This window comes from Nostoc sp. C057, from assembly GCF_013393925.1.
In the GTDB taxonomy this organism is placed as follows: Bacteria; Cyanobacteriota; Cyanobacteriia; order Cyanobacteriales; family Nostocaceae; genus Nostoc; species Nostoc muscorum_A.
Genome location: NZ_CP040289.1, coordinates 17,912 through 35,776, shown reverse-complemented (window position 1 = coordinate 35,776; position 17,865 = coordinate 17,912). Strand labels below are relative to the sequence as shown.

20 protein-coding genes and 2 pseudogenes are annotated in these 17,865 nt (G+C 42.5%); 6 read left to right on the top strand and 16 right to left on the bottom strand.

The window, feature by feature from the left end; genetic code table 11:
* Positions 1–78: 78 nt before the first annotated feature.
* Positions 79–633 (bottom strand): hypothetical protein, encoded by a 555-nt coding sequence (locus FD724_RS36345; RefSeq protein WP_179076511.1) that lies wholly within the window; start codon positions 631–633, stop codon positions 79–81.
* A gap of 106 nt (positions 634–739) precedes the next feature.
* Complete coding sequence (locus FD724_RS36340; protein WP_179076510.1) at positions 740–913, bottom strand: hypothetical protein; 174 nt, start codon at positions 911–913, stop codon at positions 740–742.
* Between the two features lie 293 nt (positions 914–1,206).
* Here FD724_RS36340 and FD724_RS36335 point away from each other — a divergent pair, with 293 nt between their 5' ends.
* From FD724_RS36335 to FD724_RS36315, 5 genes are all read left to right on the top strand, one after another.
* Positions 1,207–1,566, top strand: coding sequence for a helix-turn-helix transcriptional regulator (locus FD724_RS36335; RefSeq protein ID WP_256874723.1), 360 nt, complete (start codon positions 1,207–1,209; stop codon positions 1,564–1,566).
* A gap of 177 nt (positions 1,567–1,743) precedes the next feature.
* Positions 1,744–3,348 (top strand): hypothetical protein, encoded by a 1,605-nt coding sequence (locus FD724_RS36330; protein WP_179076509.1) that lies wholly within the window; start codon positions 1,744–1,746, stop codon positions 3,346–3,348.
* A 92-nt stretch (positions 3,349–3,440) separates the two neighbouring features.
* On the top strand, positions 3,441–4,664 hold the full coding sequence (locus tag FD724_RS41395; protein ID WP_256874722.1) for a hypothetical protein: 1,224 nt from the start codon (positions 3,441–3,443) through the stop codon (positions 4,662–4,664).
* 332 nt (positions 4,665–4,996) lie between these two features.
* Complete coding sequence (locus FD724_RS36320) at positions 4,997–5,758, top strand: DUF6748 domain-containing protein (protein ID WP_179076508.1); 762 nt, start codon at positions 4,997–4,999, stop codon at positions 5,756–5,758.
* Between the two features lie 185 nt (positions 5,759–5,943).
* Positions 5,944–6,519, top strand: coding sequence for a TMEM175 family protein (locus FD724_RS36315; protein WP_179076507.1), 576 nt, complete (start codon positions 5,944–5,946; stop codon positions 6,517–6,519).
* Between the two features lie 560 nt (positions 6,520–7,079).
* Here the strand turns inward: FD724_RS36315 and FD724_RS36310 are convergent.
* From FD724_RS36310 to FD724_RS36300, 3 genes are all read right to left on the bottom strand, one after another.
* Entirely contained in the window at positions 7,080–7,403 is a 324-nt protein-coding gene (locus tag FD724_RS36310) for a hypothetical protein (protein WP_179076506.1), read from the bottom strand.
* Between the two features lie 240 nt (positions 7,404–7,643).
* Positions 7,644–8,093, bottom strand: coding sequence for a DUF1648 domain-containing protein (locus FD724_RS36305; RefSeq protein ID WP_179076505.1), 450 nt, complete (start codon positions 8,091–8,093; stop codon positions 7,644–7,646).
* 359 nt (positions 8,094–8,452) lie between these two features.
* Positions 8,453–9,190, bottom strand: a complete 738-nt coding sequence (locus FD724_RS36300; protein WP_179076504.1) for an SDR family oxidoreductase — start codon at positions 9,188–9,190, stop codon at positions 8,453–8,455.
* A gap of 384 nt (positions 9,191–9,574) precedes the next feature.
* On the opposite strand from FD724_RS36300, the gene FD724_RS36295 reads away from it, so the two are divergent.
* A complete protein-coding gene (locus tag FD724_RS36295; protein WP_179076503.1) occupies positions 9,575–10,177 on the top strand; it encodes a Uma2 family endonuclease in 603 nt (200 codons plus the stop codon).
* A 25-nt stretch (positions 10,178–10,202) separates the two neighbouring features.
* Here FD724_RS36295 and FD724_RS36290 read toward each other — a convergent pair whose 3' ends face one another.
* From FD724_RS36290 to FD724_RS36240, 11 genes and pseudogenes are all read right to left on the bottom strand, one after another.
* Entirely contained in the window at positions 10,203–10,559 is a 357-nt protein-coding gene (locus tag FD724_RS36290) for a hypothetical protein (protein WP_179076502.1), read from the bottom strand.
* 280 nt (positions 10,560–10,839) lie between these two features.
* Positions 10,840–11,400: a WGR domain-containing protein gene (locus FD724_RS36285; protein WP_179076501.1), complete on the bottom strand. Its 561-nt coding sequence runs from the start codon at positions 11,398–11,400 to the stop codon at positions 10,840–10,842.
* A 5-nt stretch (positions 11,401–11,405) separates the two neighbouring features.
* Positions 11,406–11,552 (bottom strand): hypothetical protein, encoded by a 147-nt coding sequence (locus FD724_RS36280; RefSeq protein ID WP_179076500.1) that lies wholly within the window; start codon positions 11,550–11,552, stop codon positions 11,406–11,408.
* A 147-nt stretch (positions 11,553–11,699) separates the two neighbouring features.
* Positions 11,700–12,617: pseudogene (locus FD724_RS36275) on the bottom strand (AAA family ATPase); the annotation flags it as partial.
* A gap of 251 nt (positions 12,618–12,868) precedes the next feature.
* Positions 12,869–14,002 (bottom strand): ISAs1 family transposase, encoded by a 1,134-nt coding sequence (locus FD724_RS36270; RefSeq protein WP_179072797.1) that lies wholly within the window; start codon positions 14,000–14,002, stop codon positions 12,869–12,871.
* Between the two features lie 432 nt (positions 14,003–14,434).
* Positions 14,435–15,145 (bottom strand): annotated as a pseudogene (locus tag FD724_RS36265) (ATPase); the annotation flags it as partial.
* A 132-nt stretch (positions 15,146–15,277) separates the two neighbouring features.
* Positions 15,278–15,466: a hypothetical protein gene (locus tag FD724_RS36260; protein WP_179076499.1), complete on the bottom strand. Its 189-nt coding sequence runs from the start codon at positions 15,464–15,466 to the stop codon at positions 15,278–15,280.
* Positions 15,467–15,492: 26 nt separating this feature from the next.
* A complete protein-coding gene (locus FD724_RS36255) occupies positions 15,493–15,699 on the bottom strand; it encodes a DUF2997 domain-containing protein (protein WP_179076498.1) in 207 nt (68 codons plus the stop codon).
* A gap of 3 nt (positions 15,700–15,702) precedes the next feature.
* The gene (locus tag FD724_RS36250) at positions 15,703–16,152 is read right to left on the bottom strand and encodes a DUF1257 domain-containing protein (protein WP_179076497.1); all 450 of its coding nucleotides are present in this window, start codon (positions 16,150–16,152) and stop codon (positions 15,703–15,705) included.
* Between the two features lie 3 nt (positions 16,153–16,155).
* Positions 16,156–16,593, bottom strand: a complete 438-nt coding sequence (locus tag FD724_RS36245) for a DUF1257 domain-containing protein (RefSeq protein WP_179076496.1) — start codon at positions 16,591–16,593, stop codon at positions 16,156–16,158.
* Between the two features lie 115 nt (positions 16,594–16,708).
* The gene (locus tag FD724_RS36240; protein ID WP_179076495.1) at positions 16,709–17,782 is read right to left on the bottom strand and encodes a hypothetical protein; all 1,074 of its coding nucleotides are present in this window, start codon (positions 17,780–17,782) and stop codon (positions 16,709–16,711) included.
* Positions 17,783–17,865 lie beyond the last annotated feature (83 nt).

Below are 17,865 nucleotides of genomic sequence, written 5' to 3'. Positions count from 1 at the left end.
TATTTCTAAAGTAGCGATTGAATTTTGGAGGCGATTGCAGTTGCTTGGTGTGCAATCGCCTTTCTCACTTGCAGCAACTTACGCCGCTACCGTCGCTCGGACTCCTAACGACGCAATCACCTGTTCTGCACTCGCAGCCACGCGATTGAGTCCGTACTGTCTTGGTCTTGCGTACCAAACTTCTTGATTGCACCCGACGAAGCCGACAAAACGCCCATCTTGGTAGAGTTTGGTGCTGAAACTTAACCAGTCAACTTCGCCGTGGTACAGACCAAAAACAGTGCAAGCTTTTTCCAATTCATCGCTCAGGCGTTCGTTTCGTTCTAGTGGTGTTTCTGGCAGAGTCGCTTTGACCTCTGCAACTCTTGTAGCGAACCAGTTGCGGTCAAATGGTAGTCGTCCGCCTTCCACAAACTGCACCCAGACTGTAATCCCGCCTTCGATCCAGATAGTGCGAACTGATTCGGGTTCAACTTCGATAATCTCACCGATGATGCGGCGATCTCTGCTGGTGAGAGGATCTTGGGTTGGAGCTACAGCTTCGGCTTGAGTTTCGAGGTGGGTGTATAGTTCTGCTTGGGCTAGGGCTTGCTCATTAACAGAAGCTTGCTGTGTATGTGTTGTATAAGGCATAATAGAGTTCCTTGATAAAAGGGTAAAAGGCGATCGCAAACTTTCTCAGGGTGGGCGATTGCCTTTGTTATGTGTGCAAACAACGTTGTGGTTCAGCACAACGCTCTCAATTAGATTTGGCGTAGCCATATATTTGTGACTCAAAGCCAGTGGCATTTGAGTGATACCAAAACAGGAGATACAGCGTATCAGGCGACGTGTACGGCTTAAAAAGCTTCAACTGCCGTCCTGCTGGTAATTTGTTATTTAGTGCAAATCCATTTCCCATCTGTGTACCCATCGCCTTCTCTGGTTGCGCCAGTGCCTCGGTTACTCATCAAGCGGTGACTTTGGATTGTGCTGTCAAAGTTCTGTAGTTTTTAGTGCTTCTTTATTTATTTAAGAGGCATAACACTTTTTCCTCCTTGTTAATTACAAGTCTAACTTGGAATACAGCCTGATGTCAAGAGGTAAACTTGTATTTTTATAAGTTTAATTTGTAAATATATTGATCATTTTTGTATATTTCAAAGTCTGAGTGCTAACATTTGTACTAGTGTTAGGTAGCGGAGTACATTTAAGGTGTTGATTTTTGTGAATCAGACTTTGATTAAGTGGAAACTAAAAGAGGTAATGGCAAGATATGACATCAAGGCGGGTGATCTTGCCAATGAGTTAAATCTCAGTGCTAATTCAGTATCAAATTTACGGAAAGCCAAAACAATGCCACGCTTGGATGGTCATTCCCTAAATAATCTCTGTAACGCACTAAATCGTCTAGCGCACGATTTAGATAGGCAGATTACTCCGTTCGATTTAATTGATTACACCCAAGATTCAGATACTTCTGCCTCTTCTGAAAACCCTAACAGCAGTAGGAGTAGCGCACTAAGTCAAGGCCGAAAGTCTTCAGCAATTGATGCTGAAAATCAAGCCTGTTTAACGGCTGCATAGCAAAAGCGATCGCCGCCCGTCACAGCAATGCGATCGCCTGCTCAATCCGTTTACCACAAAGTGAGCTAACTATAATGCTGCCATATTTTTGGAAAATCCATCTGACAGCTACCCGGTTCACTTTGGTTAAACTGCAACACCCCAATTTTCAAGTATTTACCATAGTGGGCAAGAGATATGCTGACACTAGAAAAAGAAAAAACCTCAGCACTCGATTACAGCAACCTCAACACCAGCATCCACGAAACCTTCACCGCCATCGACAGATTCGAGTGGCAAGCGGTAGATGAAATCCTCCAGATGCGGGAACAGCAGCTTTACCTGCAAGCTGGATATAAAAACTTTGAAGAATACTGCCAGCGTGAGTTATACGTCTGGGGTGGATACCGACGAATCAACCAACTGCTAGGAGCCAAAAAGGTCATAGACGCAGTTGGTGAATTGGGCGGACACATCAAAAATGAGCGTCAAGCCCGTCCACTACTACGGTTAGTCAAGGAACCAGAGAAACTAAAACAAGCTGTAGCGATCGCTCTGAAAGATAACCCCTCTCCTGGTGAATCAGACTTTGCTGCTGCTGCAAATATTGTGGTTCCTCAACTTCCACGCAAAAAGCAATCTATTCAGGAACCAATGGTTCCCAAAATTCAAGAACCAGTGGTTCCCCAAAAAGCTAAAGTCACAGTTTCACAACAGTCCCATCCAAGATATGGAGAAGAGGGAACTATTGAGGCAGACGCACCAAATCGCTGGCAACAGATTGTCACTTTTGCTGATGGCGAGAGGCTTTTGGTCAACAATGCTGATTTAGATGCCCCCAGCGTTCCCTTTACCAGAGAGCGTAAATATTCACCAGAATATACCGAAGCGATCGCTGCTATTGAAGAACGTCATAAACAGGAGTTAGAGCAACTTTCCCAGGAATTGAGGATTGGGCTACAAGCAGAAGCTATTGGCAGAGCCGAAGCCCAGGTACAAGAGCAAATCCAATCTCTACAACAACTATTCAAGCAACAGAAAGAAGAAAATATCCGGTTGCAGCAGCGCCTCTTGGAGATGGAAGGATTACGGAAACTGGAGATTGAGAATCAACAACTCCAGCAACGTATTCAGGATTTGGAAAATGCTGTAGAACAGCGCCCTTCCCAACAGTGGGGGAATACCATGACCCAGCAAGCGACCAAAGCGTTGAACAAGCAAGTGAAGCAAGCACTGGAGAAAACTATTGACCTGCGATCGCTGGCACAAGAACCCCCCAAGGAGAATGCCCAAGAATGTCTGCGGCTCATGGGCATGGCTTTGAAGAATCTCGCCAACGCTATGAATAACACCCAAGCGTTAGAAGCTGCGGCGATAATTTTGGGGAGTGAACCTACACCAACTGCGATCGCATATCGAGCCGAACAACTGGAAATACTGCCCCAGGCGGTTAGTGATATTCGGGGGGTGCTTGCACAGCCTGGGTGTAGTTGGGAGGAATTTTGGAATGTTGCCCAAGAGTATGAAGTGATTAAACAGGATTATCTAGGAGAATTGACCACCCAAGAGACTGATTTAATTACCAAGCTCCAGAACGCATCTACTCAACCGGACACAATTGGCGTTGGCTCTATTGTTGCCCATGCTGACCCATATCGCACTTTATATGTCGAGAGAGGAGAAGTTGTAGAGGACTTGGGAGAAGAGTTGGTAGTGGCTTGGCATTGCTGGAAAGAGCGCTCAAGGAAGACTGAGAGGTACTTTCGAGATGAGTTGCGATTCTGGCAAGGTGAGAACCAGTAAATAAAGACTCGCTTTGAGAATAGCTAAAAAACTTAGACGCGGCATGAATTAAAAAGCCGCCCAATTTGTAATGAGAAAAATCGGAGGAGAATATGACTACAGCACTACAAATAATTGATGGTGGCAACAAACGTGACAGGCGCTCATCTGAGAAAGCCACTACTCGACCACATTGCAAAGTTTCAATAGATGATGTCAACTGGATAAGACAACAAGCTCCATGTGTGCAACAGTTGTGGCTTGATTGCGTCGCGGCGGAACAGTTCGGCGGGGCAGCGCATAAATTAGACACCAACCTCAGCCGCAACTCGTTTCTCAAAGCCAGCGCTGTTATAAATGGTGCTGGACTGTTTGAGTTTGAGGAAGTTAGGAGCAAAACTCAATCTGGTAGATCCGGTGTTACCAGTTACCGTGTTAAAAACTTGCATGGTTACTTTAACAGACACTACTGGGAGAATTTTAACAATCAATCCGTGACAGTCGAGAGTCAAGCCGTCATCCCAGAAAATCAACAGGTGATGCCCCAAAATCATCAAATGATATCTGAGCGTCAAAATTTGACATTTTCAGAGGCTAAAAAGCCTACACAGCAGGAGTTTCAAAAACCTAACAACGTTTCTAACAACCCGTTAACTACCTACCAACAACCAACTAAGGTTGTTGGTATGGTAGTTGGTTCTGACGCGCCAAGCAAAAATCTGGGTGTTGAGGAGACGGCTCATGCGCCCTTGAGGGGCGCGTCGCCTCAACGTATCGAAAGCGCGTCAGAACTTGAAGAATTGCCTGTGGCAAAAGACTGCACGACGCTAGCGCTTGTGGATACTGCATCGAGTCAGTCTGCTTTGTTGTTGGCTGAAAAGCAGGACTGTGGTGTTGAGCCGAGAGACTGTCATGAAGGTATTTGTTCCGCCGCGCCTGTTGCACAAAATGAAAAATTTTTAAATTCTGCGATCGCTAATCAAACTCAGAGCCAGGGGCAGGTAGAACAAGGTAATCCCACTCCGTTGTTAGTTGAAAATTCAGTTTCAGGTGTAGAAGTCAGAGCCGTTCATGAAGGCGCTTGTTCCGCCGCGCCTGCCCCCAGTGCTGAAAAGTGGTCGCATGAGGCGATTATAGCGAGGTCAAATATGCGACCTGTAAGAAGGGAGAAACTGAATCGAGCGGCAAATTCGGGCGAGAATCCGGGGTTTGAGTTCTTGTTCTCGTGCTGGAATGATGACCCTGCTTTGCAGATCGTGATCAAGAAACTGCTGGTGAAGTATCCGCAGTGGGGGGTTGCGGTTGTGGATGGGGTGTTAGTCAATTGGGAAGGATAACATCTCAGTTCATTTGGAATAAAACTCAACGATCTGCTTGAGTCGGCTTTTGTTGTTCTTGTGCAAGTGCAAGTTGGCTAAATGCAGAGATTGGGTTTAAAGTCGGGCGTTTCTGGGACAAAGTTGGCAAAAACAATGAGTCCTTAAAATTCCTTTAAGGTTTCCTGTAAGGTTTTTTAACCTCTTGTCAGTAGTGTAAGAGTTATAGTATTCCAACTTACCTTGTCAACTCCGAGCTTGTGTATAAGTAATTTTGACAGTTTTTACGAGAAATTCTGTCAACTCTGCTTTTAACAAAGGTATTGAACCCTCAAATAAAATCTAAAGTTACCATGAACAAACAATCGTTTAACTACAAATACCCAATTATTCCTCTATTAGGTGCAATAATAGTCACCAACGGATTTTTATCTAAAGTATCGGCGCAAAATATTTCTGCTCCAGAGACTACTGATTCTGTTGCAGTCAGTGTCAAAAATCAAGAGTTTCCACAGTGGGGATATTACATGGTGCGAAGAGATTTTCGCAAATGTGCTTCTCCTATATGTGGGGGATATTTTATAAAGCAAGTCAACTTGAAAGCTACTCCTTGCTTAGATGGTGTTTTTCGCTCCGAATGCTATGTGTCTGCAATTGATTGGAATTCCCTGAAAGTCTCGCCTTCCGAACTAATAAAAATTCAAAATGATGATGGTAGCCGTGTGATTCTCAGAGGTAACATCATTCCAGTAACATTTTCTGGATTCGGTGAGTTTGGGAATTTAAGAGTAAAAGAAGCCTTCTATGCGGCGACAAATACCCCAGCAAAAGGCACTTTTGTGGCACTAAAAGACAATGGCATTCGTTGCATCACAACTCCTTGCTTCTCCACAGATAATCTGGTTCTAAACAAGCCTTATATTTCTCAAGTTTCGTCAATCGATTTGAGCCAAACGGGTGCAACACAAAAACAACTTGACGCAGCAGCAAGTGAAATTTTTGGTCAAGGTTTGATTGCTGTAGGTACAACAAAGGTAGTTGAAAACGTAGATCCAACCAAGAGAGATACTCAGTTTGTCGCTACACAGTTTTATCTAAGAGTGGAACCGAACTAAAGGTTGCCCCCGTAAAGTAGTGGTCTGGCAACCCAACTTTGCGTGGTGGCAGGTTGGAGAGGGAGAAATTTTCTCCCCCTGCTCGACCTATACCGCTCTCATTGGGTTGGTGAACTACTAGCCAAATGCGTGCTATATCTTTACCAACGCGATAATTTACAGAAACAGAGAACCTGTATAAACCAATGTTCAAGGGGAGATTAGAAGCCTTTAGCGATGGTGTAATCGCTATCATCATCACCATCATGGTGCTGGAATTGAAAGTGCCTCATGGGGGCGATATAGGCGCACTCCGTCCATTATTGCCAATATTCTTGAGCTATATCTTAAGTTTCGTCAACGTTGGAATCTACTGGAACAACCACCATCACCTGCTACAGGTAGCCAAGCAAGTGAACGGGCGAACTCTCTGGGCGAATTTGCATTTGTTGTTTTGGTTATCCCTCATTCCCTTTGCTACTGCTTGGATGGGCGAAAACCACTTTACGGCTTTGCCTGTTGCTTTTTATGGTGTGGTTCTGTTGATGGCGGCGATCGCATACTTTATTCTGAGTCGTACCTTAATTTCTCATCACGGTAGAGATTCAATGCTGGCCAAGGCTGTTGGTCGAGATTTTAAGGGCAAAATATCAGTGTTGATTTATGCGGCGGCAATTCCCCTTGCTTTTGTAAAACCGTGGTTTGGCTGTACATTGTATGTTTTAGTCGCGATTATGTGGCTTATCCCTGATCGCCGGATTGAAAGGACGCTTAAACCTTAGAGAGAAAAAAATACTACTAAACCAGTTTAAGGTTTGATAGTATTTTTAATCAAATATTCCGCCAGAAATTCTTACTGATAGATTTCAAACTAACTGTTTGTATTTCAACATGAAGCACTTCAGTATTCTGCCCAACAGCGACAGCTTGAGATGGTAACAATGAATTTAACAATAGTTTTTCCCTTCAAAAATATGATAGTTGTAGCGATCACCCTAGTGCGGCCGCATCATGTCAATAAGTAAAGTATATTCCCAATAGAGTTAAAAATAATGGCAGATCAGAATTCTCTATTTAGCTGCTGAGTTTGTTGAGAAATCAGCCAAGTCATCAAGAAGTTCAAGAGGTAATAATCATCATTCGTTTTTCCAGAATGATTCACTCGTAGTTAGGGCTTCAGCCCTGATTTTATGCAACTTAAATGCCGATTAGCTTATTGCAGCAATCAAGGGAAATATCTTCTTGAAGTTTTGGCTAAATGCAAAGATTCAGCGTACAGTAAAGCGGTCTTGAGAGAATGCGACGGTATCCGATGTACGCGAGACTCCACCTTTTTCAGCGATTACAAAGCATCCGTGCGATGTATGGATTCAATCAACTTCTCAACTTCTTCTTCGTCCAGACATTGTTTCACTTGGGTGGTGAACCACTCAAATTCTTCCGGTTCTGTGTCCGTGACTCGGTAGACCAGTAATGTTCCTGCAACACGGGTAAGAGTAAGAGGTGATGGAGAAACGTGGCTCAGTAGATCGCACGCATTCTGGTATATTTCCATGACTGATAATTCGGACAAAGGAGATCCTAACTGAGCAGAAAGCTGTTTTAGATTCTCCTGAATAGATGAATGGAAGTCTGGATCTTCGGGTTGGGAAAGAGGGTTACTCATAATTGTCCTTCAAATGCCATTGGATTGGAACTGAAAGCAATGGACTTGGAAACTCAGCAACGAGACGATTAGACGATTACGTACATCATACCCCCACTGGGAAGCTGCGCCATTCCATCACCTTTGCCTGGGTGACTCTAACTCAGGGTAGTTCAATGTACTCATCACGTCATGCAATAGGATTCCACTGTTCTTGTAAGGCTCGAATCAAAATGGCATTCGGGACTATTTTGTATGGCGTTAACGTGCCAGAAAAGATTGACTCAACCAATATCCAATTGTCGCAAATATAATTATTGATGTTACAGGTATAAACCATACCCCTAAATTGGGATTTTCTGTAGTCGCTAGATGGAATATTTGCCATTCAATGTAAACAAATATCCAAACCATCTCACTTTTTAACCAATCCAACATTGAACAAGCAATTTGATACTGCCTTAAAGCGTTTTCTTCAGTAATTACAACTGGATAATTAAATGTATTGGGATAACGACTAATAAATGTTAAAAGTCCATAAATTGCTAAACCGACAATTGGTAACAACCACAGAACTTTTTTGCTCCCCCAACCATTAGCTTGTCCATCAAATCCAAAGTGGACAGGTATAGTATCCGGTAATGTTGACCAAGCGTGAATAGTGATGACGAATAATCCTACAAGTCCTACCAGTGCGCTCAAGTTTAGCATCTGTGCCGAATCGAATCCAGGAATAACAATATCAGGTCTAGCATAAATAATGCCAAATAAATTTGGCTTATTCGCTTATATCTACCGAATAATATAATTCGGAGGTTTTACGCTTAAAGTTGCGGCGAATTCTCTTCAGAATCCGGGGTTTGACTTCTTGCTCTCGTGCTGGAATGACAATCCGGCGCTGATGATAATAATCAAGAAATTGCTGGTTAAGTTTCCGCAGTGGGGGATTGCTTGTGTGGATGGGGTGCTGCTGAATTAGGAGGAGTAGTGAATCTGTACAATCGAGAAGAGTTTGGGCTTGCTGTTTAATACCCAGATGCCCTTGTCTAGAGCATTACCCTGCAATGTAGTTAACTTGATGACACCTCAATGACATTTTGGGCAAAGCTTTTATAAGCATCGCCCATTTGTTTAGCTATCGAGTCAGGAAAGACATGAAAATCCCCAGCTTTGAGAGCTTTTATTATCCCGTCTGCCACAAGTGTTGGTGGCTGTGCAACCTCACTCATTCCTGCCGCATCGCCCATATCCGTGGCAATCGGGCCAGGGTGAACACTTAGCACAAGCGTGTCCTGCTCACTCAATAGTTCTCGTAATGCCTGGGTGATTGAATAGGCCGCAGCTTTTGAGGCACAGTAAGTAGCAGAGTCGGGGAAACCCTTGAGCGAAGCAACAGAATTGATTTGGGCAAAGACACCACCTCCATTGGCTTTGAGTACCGGGGCAAATGCCTGAGCCATGTAGATCAATCCATATACATTGATCTTCATCTGAAATTCGAGAGCGGCGATCGCATCCTCAGCTAGGGGAGTTCCAGCTTGAAAAACTCCTGCATTATTGACAACTATTTGCACATCTGGGGCATTTTGAGCAGCAGCAACAATAGATTGGGGATCACCTAAATCAACCTGAATTGGTACTACCTGTAAGCCGTATTGCTCAACCAATGAGGAGACACTGTTGATCTGACGAACAGCCGCATAGACTTTGGTGGCTCCGTGTTCAATAAACGACTCAACTATCGCCTTGCCGATGCCGCGATTTGCGCCCGTAACCAAAATGGTTTTGTCTTTGATGTCGTAGTTCATTTGGATTTCTCCTTATGGTTTTCCATGATCTGAAAAACCTTGGACAATCGCTTTAAGTTAGGCAAAGAAATTTAGCTGCTCTCTTGAAGAAAGACTGCGGCTTCCACCGCTCCTTCTAGGATGGTATCATCATCTATCATCCGAATCTAGCAACACCATTTTTTTAGCCGTCTTTGAAGTTTGTGCTTTTTGAGGCATTTCCCGTAAGTATTGAGGAAACTTATGAGTTTCTCAAGCCAGCGATGCTCGGTAAATGTACTTCTGCTTGCAAATCCCAAGGTATTTGCACAGGACGATAAAATCTGTATTACATCACAGTTCAATAGCAATTCTTCTTGAGTTTGCAGATAATAGTTTTAGAGGTAATTATCTAAGAGGTTGATTGTGGTATTTGCTCAAACCAGTCCCCCAAATGTAATAACAACTCGCCTGACGTTAGACGAGTATCGGGCTATGGAAGAAACAAACCCCGAACGCCATGAATACCGCAACGGAGAGATTATTACTATGTCGGGAGGGTCGGAATCTCATAGTGCGATCGCCAGCAACTTCTTAATTTACTTAGGATTTTTACTGAGAGACACTGATTTTCGTTTGTATAATAGCGACTTGCGAGTTTGGATTCCTGAATATCAGTGTGGTACTTATACCGATTTGATGGTTGTTAATGGTGAACCAGAGTTCAATGGCAATCGTAATGATGAAATTCTGAATCCAATGCTTATTGTCGAAGTTTTATCACCCTCGACTGAAGCTTATGATCGAGGGGATAAGTTCAGAAAATATCGCTCGATTGCCAGCTTTTGTGAATATCTGCTTGTGAGCCAAACTGAACCCTACATTGAACAGTATCATAACTTGGATCGTAATAGTAATGATCGCTGGCTATGGCAAGTTCACTCCCAGCTTGAGCGGACGATTGTTCTGCACAGTTTAAACAACGTGGAAATTCCCCTGACTGAAATCTATCGTCGCATTAATTTTTAAGGCTGCTTAACTCTCTTGGAACTGATTAGTGGGACTCGTTACCAAAAGAAGCACTCCCAAGAAAGCTAGAAAAAGCAACTAACATCCAACCGAAACAAATATGTTTTTGAGTTTGCCAATCGTATCTCTCTTCTATTATCGGGATTGTGTTAGCTTCAACAATTTCTAATCCCCAGTAGCCTAACGCACTGATGCCAAACAACATAGCGCTGACGATGGACAATTTAGCGATGACTTTGAAAATGTAATTGCTTAAAGTAGGCAGTGTCTGAAAGGATTGTCTGTGACGATGATGGATAGCTAGTTCACTTGGAGCTACAACCAAAACACGTCTTGGTTTTTGTTGAGTGAGTTGGCAGACAACTTGTTTATTATCAGTCATAGGTCAAACCAAAGCCTGTTGGTTGTAGCTAGATTAGTTTCAGTAATTATATTGTAAACTTTCGTCAGTCCAAGGTGGTTAAATTTACATAAAATTTCCACATTCAGAAAAGATATTCTAATGGTTAAGCGATGTCATACGAAAAAACCCAGAGGACAAACAAGCAATTAAGCTGAAAGTCAGTTAGAAATATCCCCCAGTGCGGTATAGGCTGGGGGATACACTTAATCAATCCGCATTGCTGTAGTAAATCGGCTGCAATACTTTCTGACAAGCTAATTTACAAATGCCGCCAGAAGTTCTTATTGATAGTCTTAAGACTGACTACCTTAGTTTCTACTGTTGCTTCAGGGGCATGACCAACAGCCACCGCAGCAGCAATTGGTGCAGGTATCGCTAACAGAAAATTGAGTAATCCCATTTGATAATCAACATCTTCTACTGAGCGATATACCCTGTATGGTTCGATTTGCATACCTAAAGGTGTTGGGACAATCTTCAGATATTGATTTAGGGCATTGATATAAGCAACTGAAAAATTTCTCTGCTCTACATAAGGACGGATAATCTCTAGTAATTCAATCGCTCTTTTGATTTCAGAAACTTCACAATTACTGTCGATTTGTGACTGACTTCTTCTGTAGCCTTTCATCATCTTTTCGGCTACTAGATTGTTGAATTTGCTAACGGCTCTTTGATAATTACCTAATGTGTGGATTTTAGTCTGTGCTTGATAACCGACTCTGCCCCACTGCACTGTTAAATTACCATCTTCGACAATGGCCGCCCAGAATTTATTGCTGTTCTGGATAGCATCAACATACACTAAATAGATTTCCATGTTAATTATTTCTCTGTTGGTTGTGGATTAGATATACCTAAAATCCTGTTCTTAAAGGTTTCAAAGCTTTCTTGTTTGGGTTTAGCAGGTGGTGGAACATCTTTGTTAAATAAAGAGTTTTTGAAGTCCTCGAAACTTGGAAATGTACTCATTTTCTTCTCAGGTCTAATTAATTTGATTAGTGAATTGGTGTTTGATTTTCAAACACTTCGGTCTATATAATTGTTAGGAAACTGCTGTCAATTACTAAAAAAAAGTGTGATTGCCCCCATAAAATTAGGGAGCAACCGCAATTAATATCAGTTCATGTTTCTGTATTTGGCAGTCCTGAGAGACTGAGTTTTCGCTGCAACCACAGGACTGCTAGCCCGTCGTGCAGTGGATGCCCATGCCTGCATTCGTTCGACTGCCGCAGCATCCTGAATCGCAAGCGGGGTAATGGTTTGACGACAGGCTTCGAGGTCAGCAAGCGTTACCTGCTGCGGTCTATCCTCATCGAATGCCAGCAGAGCAGCTTCCGAAGCAAGGGTTTCCAGTTCAGCACCGGAGAATTTCGCGGTCGAGGCTGCGATCGCTTCGAGATATTCAAGCTGTACTTGAATACCGAATCGCTCTAGGTGAATCCCTAGAATCTGTACCCGTTCTGGCTCTGTAGGCAGATCGACGAAAAAATTCTCATCAAATCTTCCCTTTCTCTTTAACTCCGTTGGTAGTGCTGAAGGGTCATTGCAGGTAGCAACAACGAACACCCCGCACTGTGACTCGGACATGAAAGTGAGGATATTCCCTAGAATTCTTTGGCTGACTCCACTGGTGTCACCACTGCCAGAAAGAGCTTTTTCCACTTCGTCCATAAATAAAATACATGGAGCAATTGCTTCGGCAGTTTTCAAGGCACGTCTAACATTGCCCTCTGATTCACCAACTAAAGAACCAAGAAGAGACGCAATATCTAGCTGGAGTAGCGGTAGATTCAGGATATGAGCGATGTTCTTAGCAAGTAATGTTTTTCCAGTACCGGGTGGGCCAGCCAGCAACACACCTTTTGGTTGAGGCAAGGAAAGCTCACGCGCTTCTTGTGTGAATAGCCGCCGCCGTCGATTGAGCCACTCGCGCAACAAATCCAATCCTCCAAAGGAGATGCTAGCAGGCTTACCCAATTCAATACCCATTTGAGACAACAGCCGAGTTTTATACTCGACTGCTTGGGGTATCAGGGCAAACGCATCTTATTTACTAATAAAAACTAAGGGAGATTCCAAAATGACATAGATAATTGCAAAAATCGGTGAAATGATAAATAAAATAAATCAAATATTTTTCAAAATTTGAATTAGCTTATCTTCAACTGAATGACTAATCGTCAATACTAAAATAATTCAATTATGAGCTACATAAGAATATATTTACTTAGAGAATAAATAAAACTTTTATGTAAAACATTCAACTCAAGTTTTGATGTACTATTTTAAGCTAACGCTAAAATACTTAGTAAGTATTTGTTATCCATCGCCGCGAGAAACTGTTTATTTTTGATTCCACGTTTGACACGCTTCTCTTGACTTAAAAGATTGACTGCAAGATGTCTGAGAATTGCAAAATTATGTGGGGCATTATCTTTTCTAATTCGACAGTCATCTTCTCTTAAGGCAACATCCAATAGCCAATGCAATGAATTTTCAATTCCCCAATGACTGCGAATAGAATTACCAAACTGTTTAGCATCTGACTCAAGGCTACTGATAAAATACCGAGTTTCAACCGTTGTTTCACCATTGAATGAACGGACAGATTCTACCATGCCAACACTATTAAAATTTGACCAAATTGAATCTGGGTTAAGCCGAGATTCAATTTGAGAGAACATTACGTAATTGCGGATTTCATGACGACCATGCCCTGTTTCTTCTGTTTTATACGTGCTATGTGCAATCCCCTCAAATCCTGTAGCTATGCCTGAAGAGAATAGTTTTTCTACTTCATCATAAAGATTTCCTTGATTCTTCTTTAACCCAATTACATAATCTGCATTTTGCTGTGTGATTAGCTTCACAATCTCCTTCTGGCAGCCAATTGCATCAATGGTCACAATACATCCTGACAGTTCTAATACCTTTAATAATTCTGGAATTGCTGTAATTTCATTTGATTTTTGATCTACTTTTACTTGTCCCAGCACTAATTTATTTGTAGTTGCCCAGGCACTTACCATTATAATTGCGCTTTGGTCACTACTTGTATCATAAGAACCACGTAAAGTTTTCCCATCAAGCGCGACAACTTCACCATCAGTTATCTTCTGTATTGATTTCATCCAGCTCAGAAAACATTCCTGGAACTGTTGAGGATTTATTTGTGCAAATACTCTTGCAAATGTATCGTGGGACGGAATCCCATTTGGTAATTCTAAAAATGTTTTTAACCATTCATACTTTGCACAACCATAAGTCTCTACGGCTACCCAACCATCCGCACCACAAATCACAGCACATACGGCAATGGTCATGATATCGATTAATTTATGTCGTTTGGTGCGATCTACTCGTGGATCTTGTATCACCGCAAAATGGTCAGCAATCGTAATTTTGGGTTTCAGCTTCATAGAGAGGAGAATAAGAACGTAATTCTTCTTTCTGATAAATGTGAGAATACCACGTTCAATGAAGGCCAGCCGTCCTCACTTTCACAGCATCTGTAAAAGTCACTTTGATCGGAAGGGCGATGGTGTAACCGTCCTTCCCGGCGGCGATCGCATAAATTGAGCTTTTCTTTGTGCTGATCTTCTCATAATTCCTAGTCATTAATCTAAAACTATTGAGAATCAGACTGTGAGAAAACCTACGCTAGAAGAGTGGAGAACTGACCGTGAAAGCTCAGGCAGCCGTCGGCTGCCTCTAACTCCCCCCTCGTAATGATTATCATTTTTATAACGAGTGAGATTTAATTTCCTCAAAGCCTTATGTAGTTTGAGTCTTGGTGTATTTCGCCCTGATTCAGGCTCGTCAATATTTAGATGCGTTTGCCCTGCTTGGGGTATGAAATTACTATCAATTAAAATCCCATCTGATGTTAGATTATGTTTGACAGTTAACCGCAGGAAGTCGCTAATTTCCTCCAGAGTTAATCCCAAGGCAGCACGAGAGAGAGATTCAATTTCACTCTTGTTGAGGGAAATTGTAAAAGTCAATTCCTGTTCAATAGCAGACTGTTGTAGGTCATGCAAATAAGAATTGATATGAAGTAGTATTTGCTCAACTCCTGGCAGAGGAATTTCGCAGTAAGGGATTAAGCGTACAAGTGACTCGTGTAATTGAATGTTTTGACCCAGCAGCACAATGCGTTTATCAGTCGGTTTGAGACGATGGTAGAGATTTTTTATCTTACTAACAATCTCCCAAGATAATGAAGGCGAATTTTTACCAATAAACGAGTGAATGTCACCTAAGATAAAGATTCCATCAGCGCTAAAATTCGCAATGTAATCAAACACATATAACAATGGATCAGCATGTTGTGGTTTCTTATACTCTGGCACTGGCTTAAACACCAATCCCCCATCTGCTGCGATTAAACATTGCTCCAATGTTGATACTCCCAGATTCCAGAAGAACACCGGACATGAAAGCTTATTGTTAGCTTCAGTAGTCAGCCACTGAATAATCGTCGCTTCATCAGGAGATAGCACATCAACAGCAGCAATGGGTATTTGTGAATCGAGTGTAGAGAGCAGATTTGAGAGTTTCATGTCAATTATCCAGATATTTCACTTATGAACTGGCGTAGCCTTTTATGCCTGGGGAAGAAACAGCAAGTGAGTTCAAAAAAGACCCCCAAAAGCTTATGCATTGGGAGTCTGAAACAATAACAGAACTAATTGCTAATTCTTAAGTTTCACCTGCGCTTGTGGGCAAACTATTGACAAAGCCTGTTGCAAGTCAGTTGCTTGTAAGGGTTCTAAGTCAGATGAAAATCCGTTGCCTGTTGGTTGTGCGCCAGCTTCAGATAATGCAATTGCAACTAAACATGGCCAGTTTGTCTGCCCTGTATGTATCTCGTATTTTTTCATATCTGAATCTCTTAATACTCCTTCTATTATTGACGCTGGTACTGTTGATGGGTACTAGTATTACGGATTTGTGGGGCTGACTCTTCTTTGAAAGTGCGATCGCCCTCCACAACACCAAGTGCTTCTTCAAACGGTTGGGTTGCTGACAAACAACTCAAGCCCTCAAAGCCCTCAGCCTCCACACGAACTTCACCTGTAGCGCTGTCAAAATGAATCAATATTGAGCGTTCCATAATTTATCTCCGTGCAAATTGTTTAACTTCTTGATGTCCGGCAAAAGTCAGCCGTAGAGTTTGCACAGTGCCGCTAGTTTCTTCGGCGATCGCACATTCACCAAATTTTTCTTGTAACTCGGCAGCTTTGACACGAACCAAATGCTTACCATAAGCCAGCATTAGTTTATTGCTGAAAAAGTCTTTGCCCAGCTTCGGAACTGTTTCGTAACTGTCGTGGATTACCTCGTACACGCCGTTTGACTGATTCCACTTGAATCCGATGTCTGCACGGGCTTTTATTGTGCGACCTTGAACTATAATTTCAGCAGTTTGACCTTGCGAATCGCCGTAATAACCTCGCAATGGCTGTGGCATTTCGTAAGCTTGGGGTGAAAGATTCAAATCTTCTAGGGCTTGAACTAAACACTGACGATTGCTTAGTCGAGTTTTGATTGTTGAAAAATGAGACATAATTTATCTTCGTATAGTTTGAGTTGGCAGCGACACACGAACAGTAGTTAATGAACCGATTGTTGTGCTTTCTACTACTTCACCACCAATTTGCGAAGCAATCTTTGGTAGGTATAAATTGATGTAATGTAATTGCAGTTTTAAGATAAACTGTGTGCCTAAGCCAAAACCTGAAAGCGCTTGTCCATTGTGTCGGTCGTAGTCGGAAATTAAACATTCATAATCTGTACCGTTGAACCAAAATCCTAAATCATTGCTGACACGACTAATTTGATTGCGGGGTACGACTATGTGGGCTACTTCTTCTCTTTTATCTCCTCGCCAGCCGTACAAATTAACTGGCTGCTCGTGAACTTGAGGATAAAAACCCAAGCGTTGAAGGGCTTCAACTAAACAGGATTGGTCTTTAAACTTGACTGCTATTTTAGAAAAGTGTGACATGAGAATTTTGTCCCTATAGTAAAAGTGCGGGATTCTTTTTGAGGTGTATATGTATATGGATTTTTCGTTTAAAGTGCTAGTCTTGAGCGAATGCACACTCGCCCAAGACTGTTTTTTACCGGAACTTAAACGACATCACGGTAGCTTTCGACAAACCCACATCGTCAGCCGCAAGTGATTGTAGATTGCGTTGTTCATCTAACAACTTGATACGGATCTCTTGCATTTTTTGCTGCAAAAGACTGCGCGTATCTGAACCCAGATTCTTCGACTCAATTGCCGGATCGTTAACGATAGAGTCCAAGTGCGCCATCATCGCCTCCAAGCTGCTGCCAGCCTCCGGGTCAGCATTCGCTAGTAGTACCTGAACCTTCATCAGATGGCGTTGCATCTTCTTTTTAAACTGTACGGGCTTCCGTCCTGGCTCCCAATCGGCTAGTTCAGAGAGAAGCTGCGCGGCGAGTTGTTCACCGCCAGCGATCGCAGATTCCCGCAGCCTTTGCTCCAGATTTTGGTCATACTGTTGGATGAATCGCGTAATTTGGTCAAGGCATTCGGCTTGCTGTTGGTTCAGTTGTTCGGACAATGCCGGGATAATCACTGGGCGACCAATGACGACCTGCAAATAGTCTTCGAGGTCAGTGAGAGTTGGGAATGCTCTTAACAAGTTTGCTTTGACTGACTCTTGCTTATCCTGTGCTAATTCCCAAGTATTAAGTGAGAGGAACTGATCAATTCGCTCTTGGTAATCAATAAGTCCCGCTTCGTAATCAGCTTTTAATTGATTGCGTAAACCAGGGGCGATATTATCTCTGATATTGATTAACTGATTCCAAACGAGTGGAGCCAAATCAATAGGACAAATCCAATCACCAGTATCAGCAGACATCCATTCTTGAACTGAAGCAATCTCTTGCCTCAGTTGTGCAGCAGCTTCATCAAGCTTTTTGAAAACCTTGATTCCGCGTAACCCAACTTCGGAATTTGTAACTTTAACGAGGTCTGATTCAATTTCAGAAACTTCAGCTTTTAAGACATCTGCCCATTTAGGAGCAGCAGACTTTGTACTTTTCTTTAGCTGAATGCGGAAGCGAATACGGGTTTTATTTAACTGTGAGAAATTGTGGCGCTCGACTACTGCATCAGTCAGAAAATTTGCAGCGATAGGGTTGTCAATTGCTTGTACCATGATTATTGACCTCAATCATTATTTTTCACTTTCGATTAAGCGAAGCTTTCTTTGTGGTGATTTCTCAACTTGTGAATGTCTGT

Excerpts from the sequence above, each read along its gene's own strand:
- FD724_RS36340 (WP_179076510.1), bottom strand. The coding sequence starts at position 913 with ATGGGTACACAGATGGGAAATGGATTTGCACTAAATAACAAATTACCA.
- FD724_RS36300 (WP_179076504.1), bottom strand. The coding sequence starts at position 9,190 with ATGAACTACGACATCAAAGACAAAACCATTTTGGTTACGGGCGCAAAT.
- FD724_RS36260 (WP_179076499.1), bottom strand. The coding sequence starts at position 15,466 with ATGAAAAAATACGAGATACATACAGGGCAGACAAACTGGCCATGTTTA.
- FD724_RS36305 (WP_179076505.1), bottom strand. The coding sequence starts at position 8,093 with ATGCTAAACTTGAGCGCACTGGTAGGACTTGTAGGATTATTCGTCATC.
- FD724_RS36310 (WP_179076506.1), bottom strand. The coding sequence starts at position 7,403 with ATGAGTAACCCTCTTTCCCAACCCGAAGATCCAGACTTCCATTCATCT.
- FD724_RS36345 (WP_179076511.1), bottom strand. The coding sequence starts at position 633 with ATGCCTTATACAACACATACACAGCAAGCTTCTGTTAATGAGCAAGCC.
- FD724_RS36270 (WP_179072797.1), bottom strand. The coding sequence starts at position 14,002 with ATGAAGCTGAAACCCAAAATTACGATTGCTGACCATTTTGCGGTGATA.
- FD724_RS36315 (WP_179076507.1), top strand. The coding sequence starts at position 5,944 with ATGTTCAAGGGGAGATTAGAAGCCTTTAGCGATGGTGTAATCGCTATC.
- FD724_RS36290 (WP_179076502.1), bottom strand. The coding sequence starts at position 10,559 with ATGACTGATAATAAACAAGTTGTCTGCCAACTCACTCAACAAAAACCA.
- FD724_RS36255 (WP_179076498.1), bottom strand. The coding sequence starts at position 15,699 with ATGGAACGCTCAATATTGATTCATTTTGACAGCGCTACAGGTGAAGTT.
- FD724_RS36330 (WP_179076509.1), top strand. The coding sequence starts at position 1,744 with ATGCTGACACTAGAAAAAGAAAAAACCTCAGCACTCGATTACAGCAAC.
- FD724_RS36245 (WP_179076496.1), bottom strand. The coding sequence starts at position 16,593 with ATGTCACACTTTTCTAAAATAGCAGTCAAGTTTAAAGACCAATCCTGT.
- FD724_RS36280 (WP_179076500.1), bottom strand. The coding sequence starts at position 11,552 with ATGAGTACATTTCCAAGTTTCGAGGACTTCAAAAACTCTTTATTTAAC.
- FD724_RS36320 (WP_179076508.1), top strand. The coding sequence starts at position 4,997 with ATGAACAAACAATCGTTTAACTACAAATACCCAATTATTCCTCTATTA.
- FD724_RS41395 (WP_256874722.1), top strand. The coding sequence starts at position 3,441 with ATGACTACAGCACTACAAATAATTGATGGTGGCAACAAACGTGACAGG.
- FD724_RS36240 (WP_179076495.1), bottom strand. The coding sequence starts at position 17,782 with ATGGTACAAGCAATTGACAACCCTATCGCTGCAAATTTTCTGACTGAT.
- FD724_RS36285 (WP_179076501.1), bottom strand. The coding sequence starts at position 11,400 with ATGGAAATCTATTTAGTGTATGTTGATGCTATCCAGAACAGCAATAAA.
- FD724_RS36250 (WP_179076497.1), bottom strand. The coding sequence starts at position 16,152 with ATGTCTCATTTTTCAACAATCAAAACTCGACTAAGCAATCGTCAGTGT.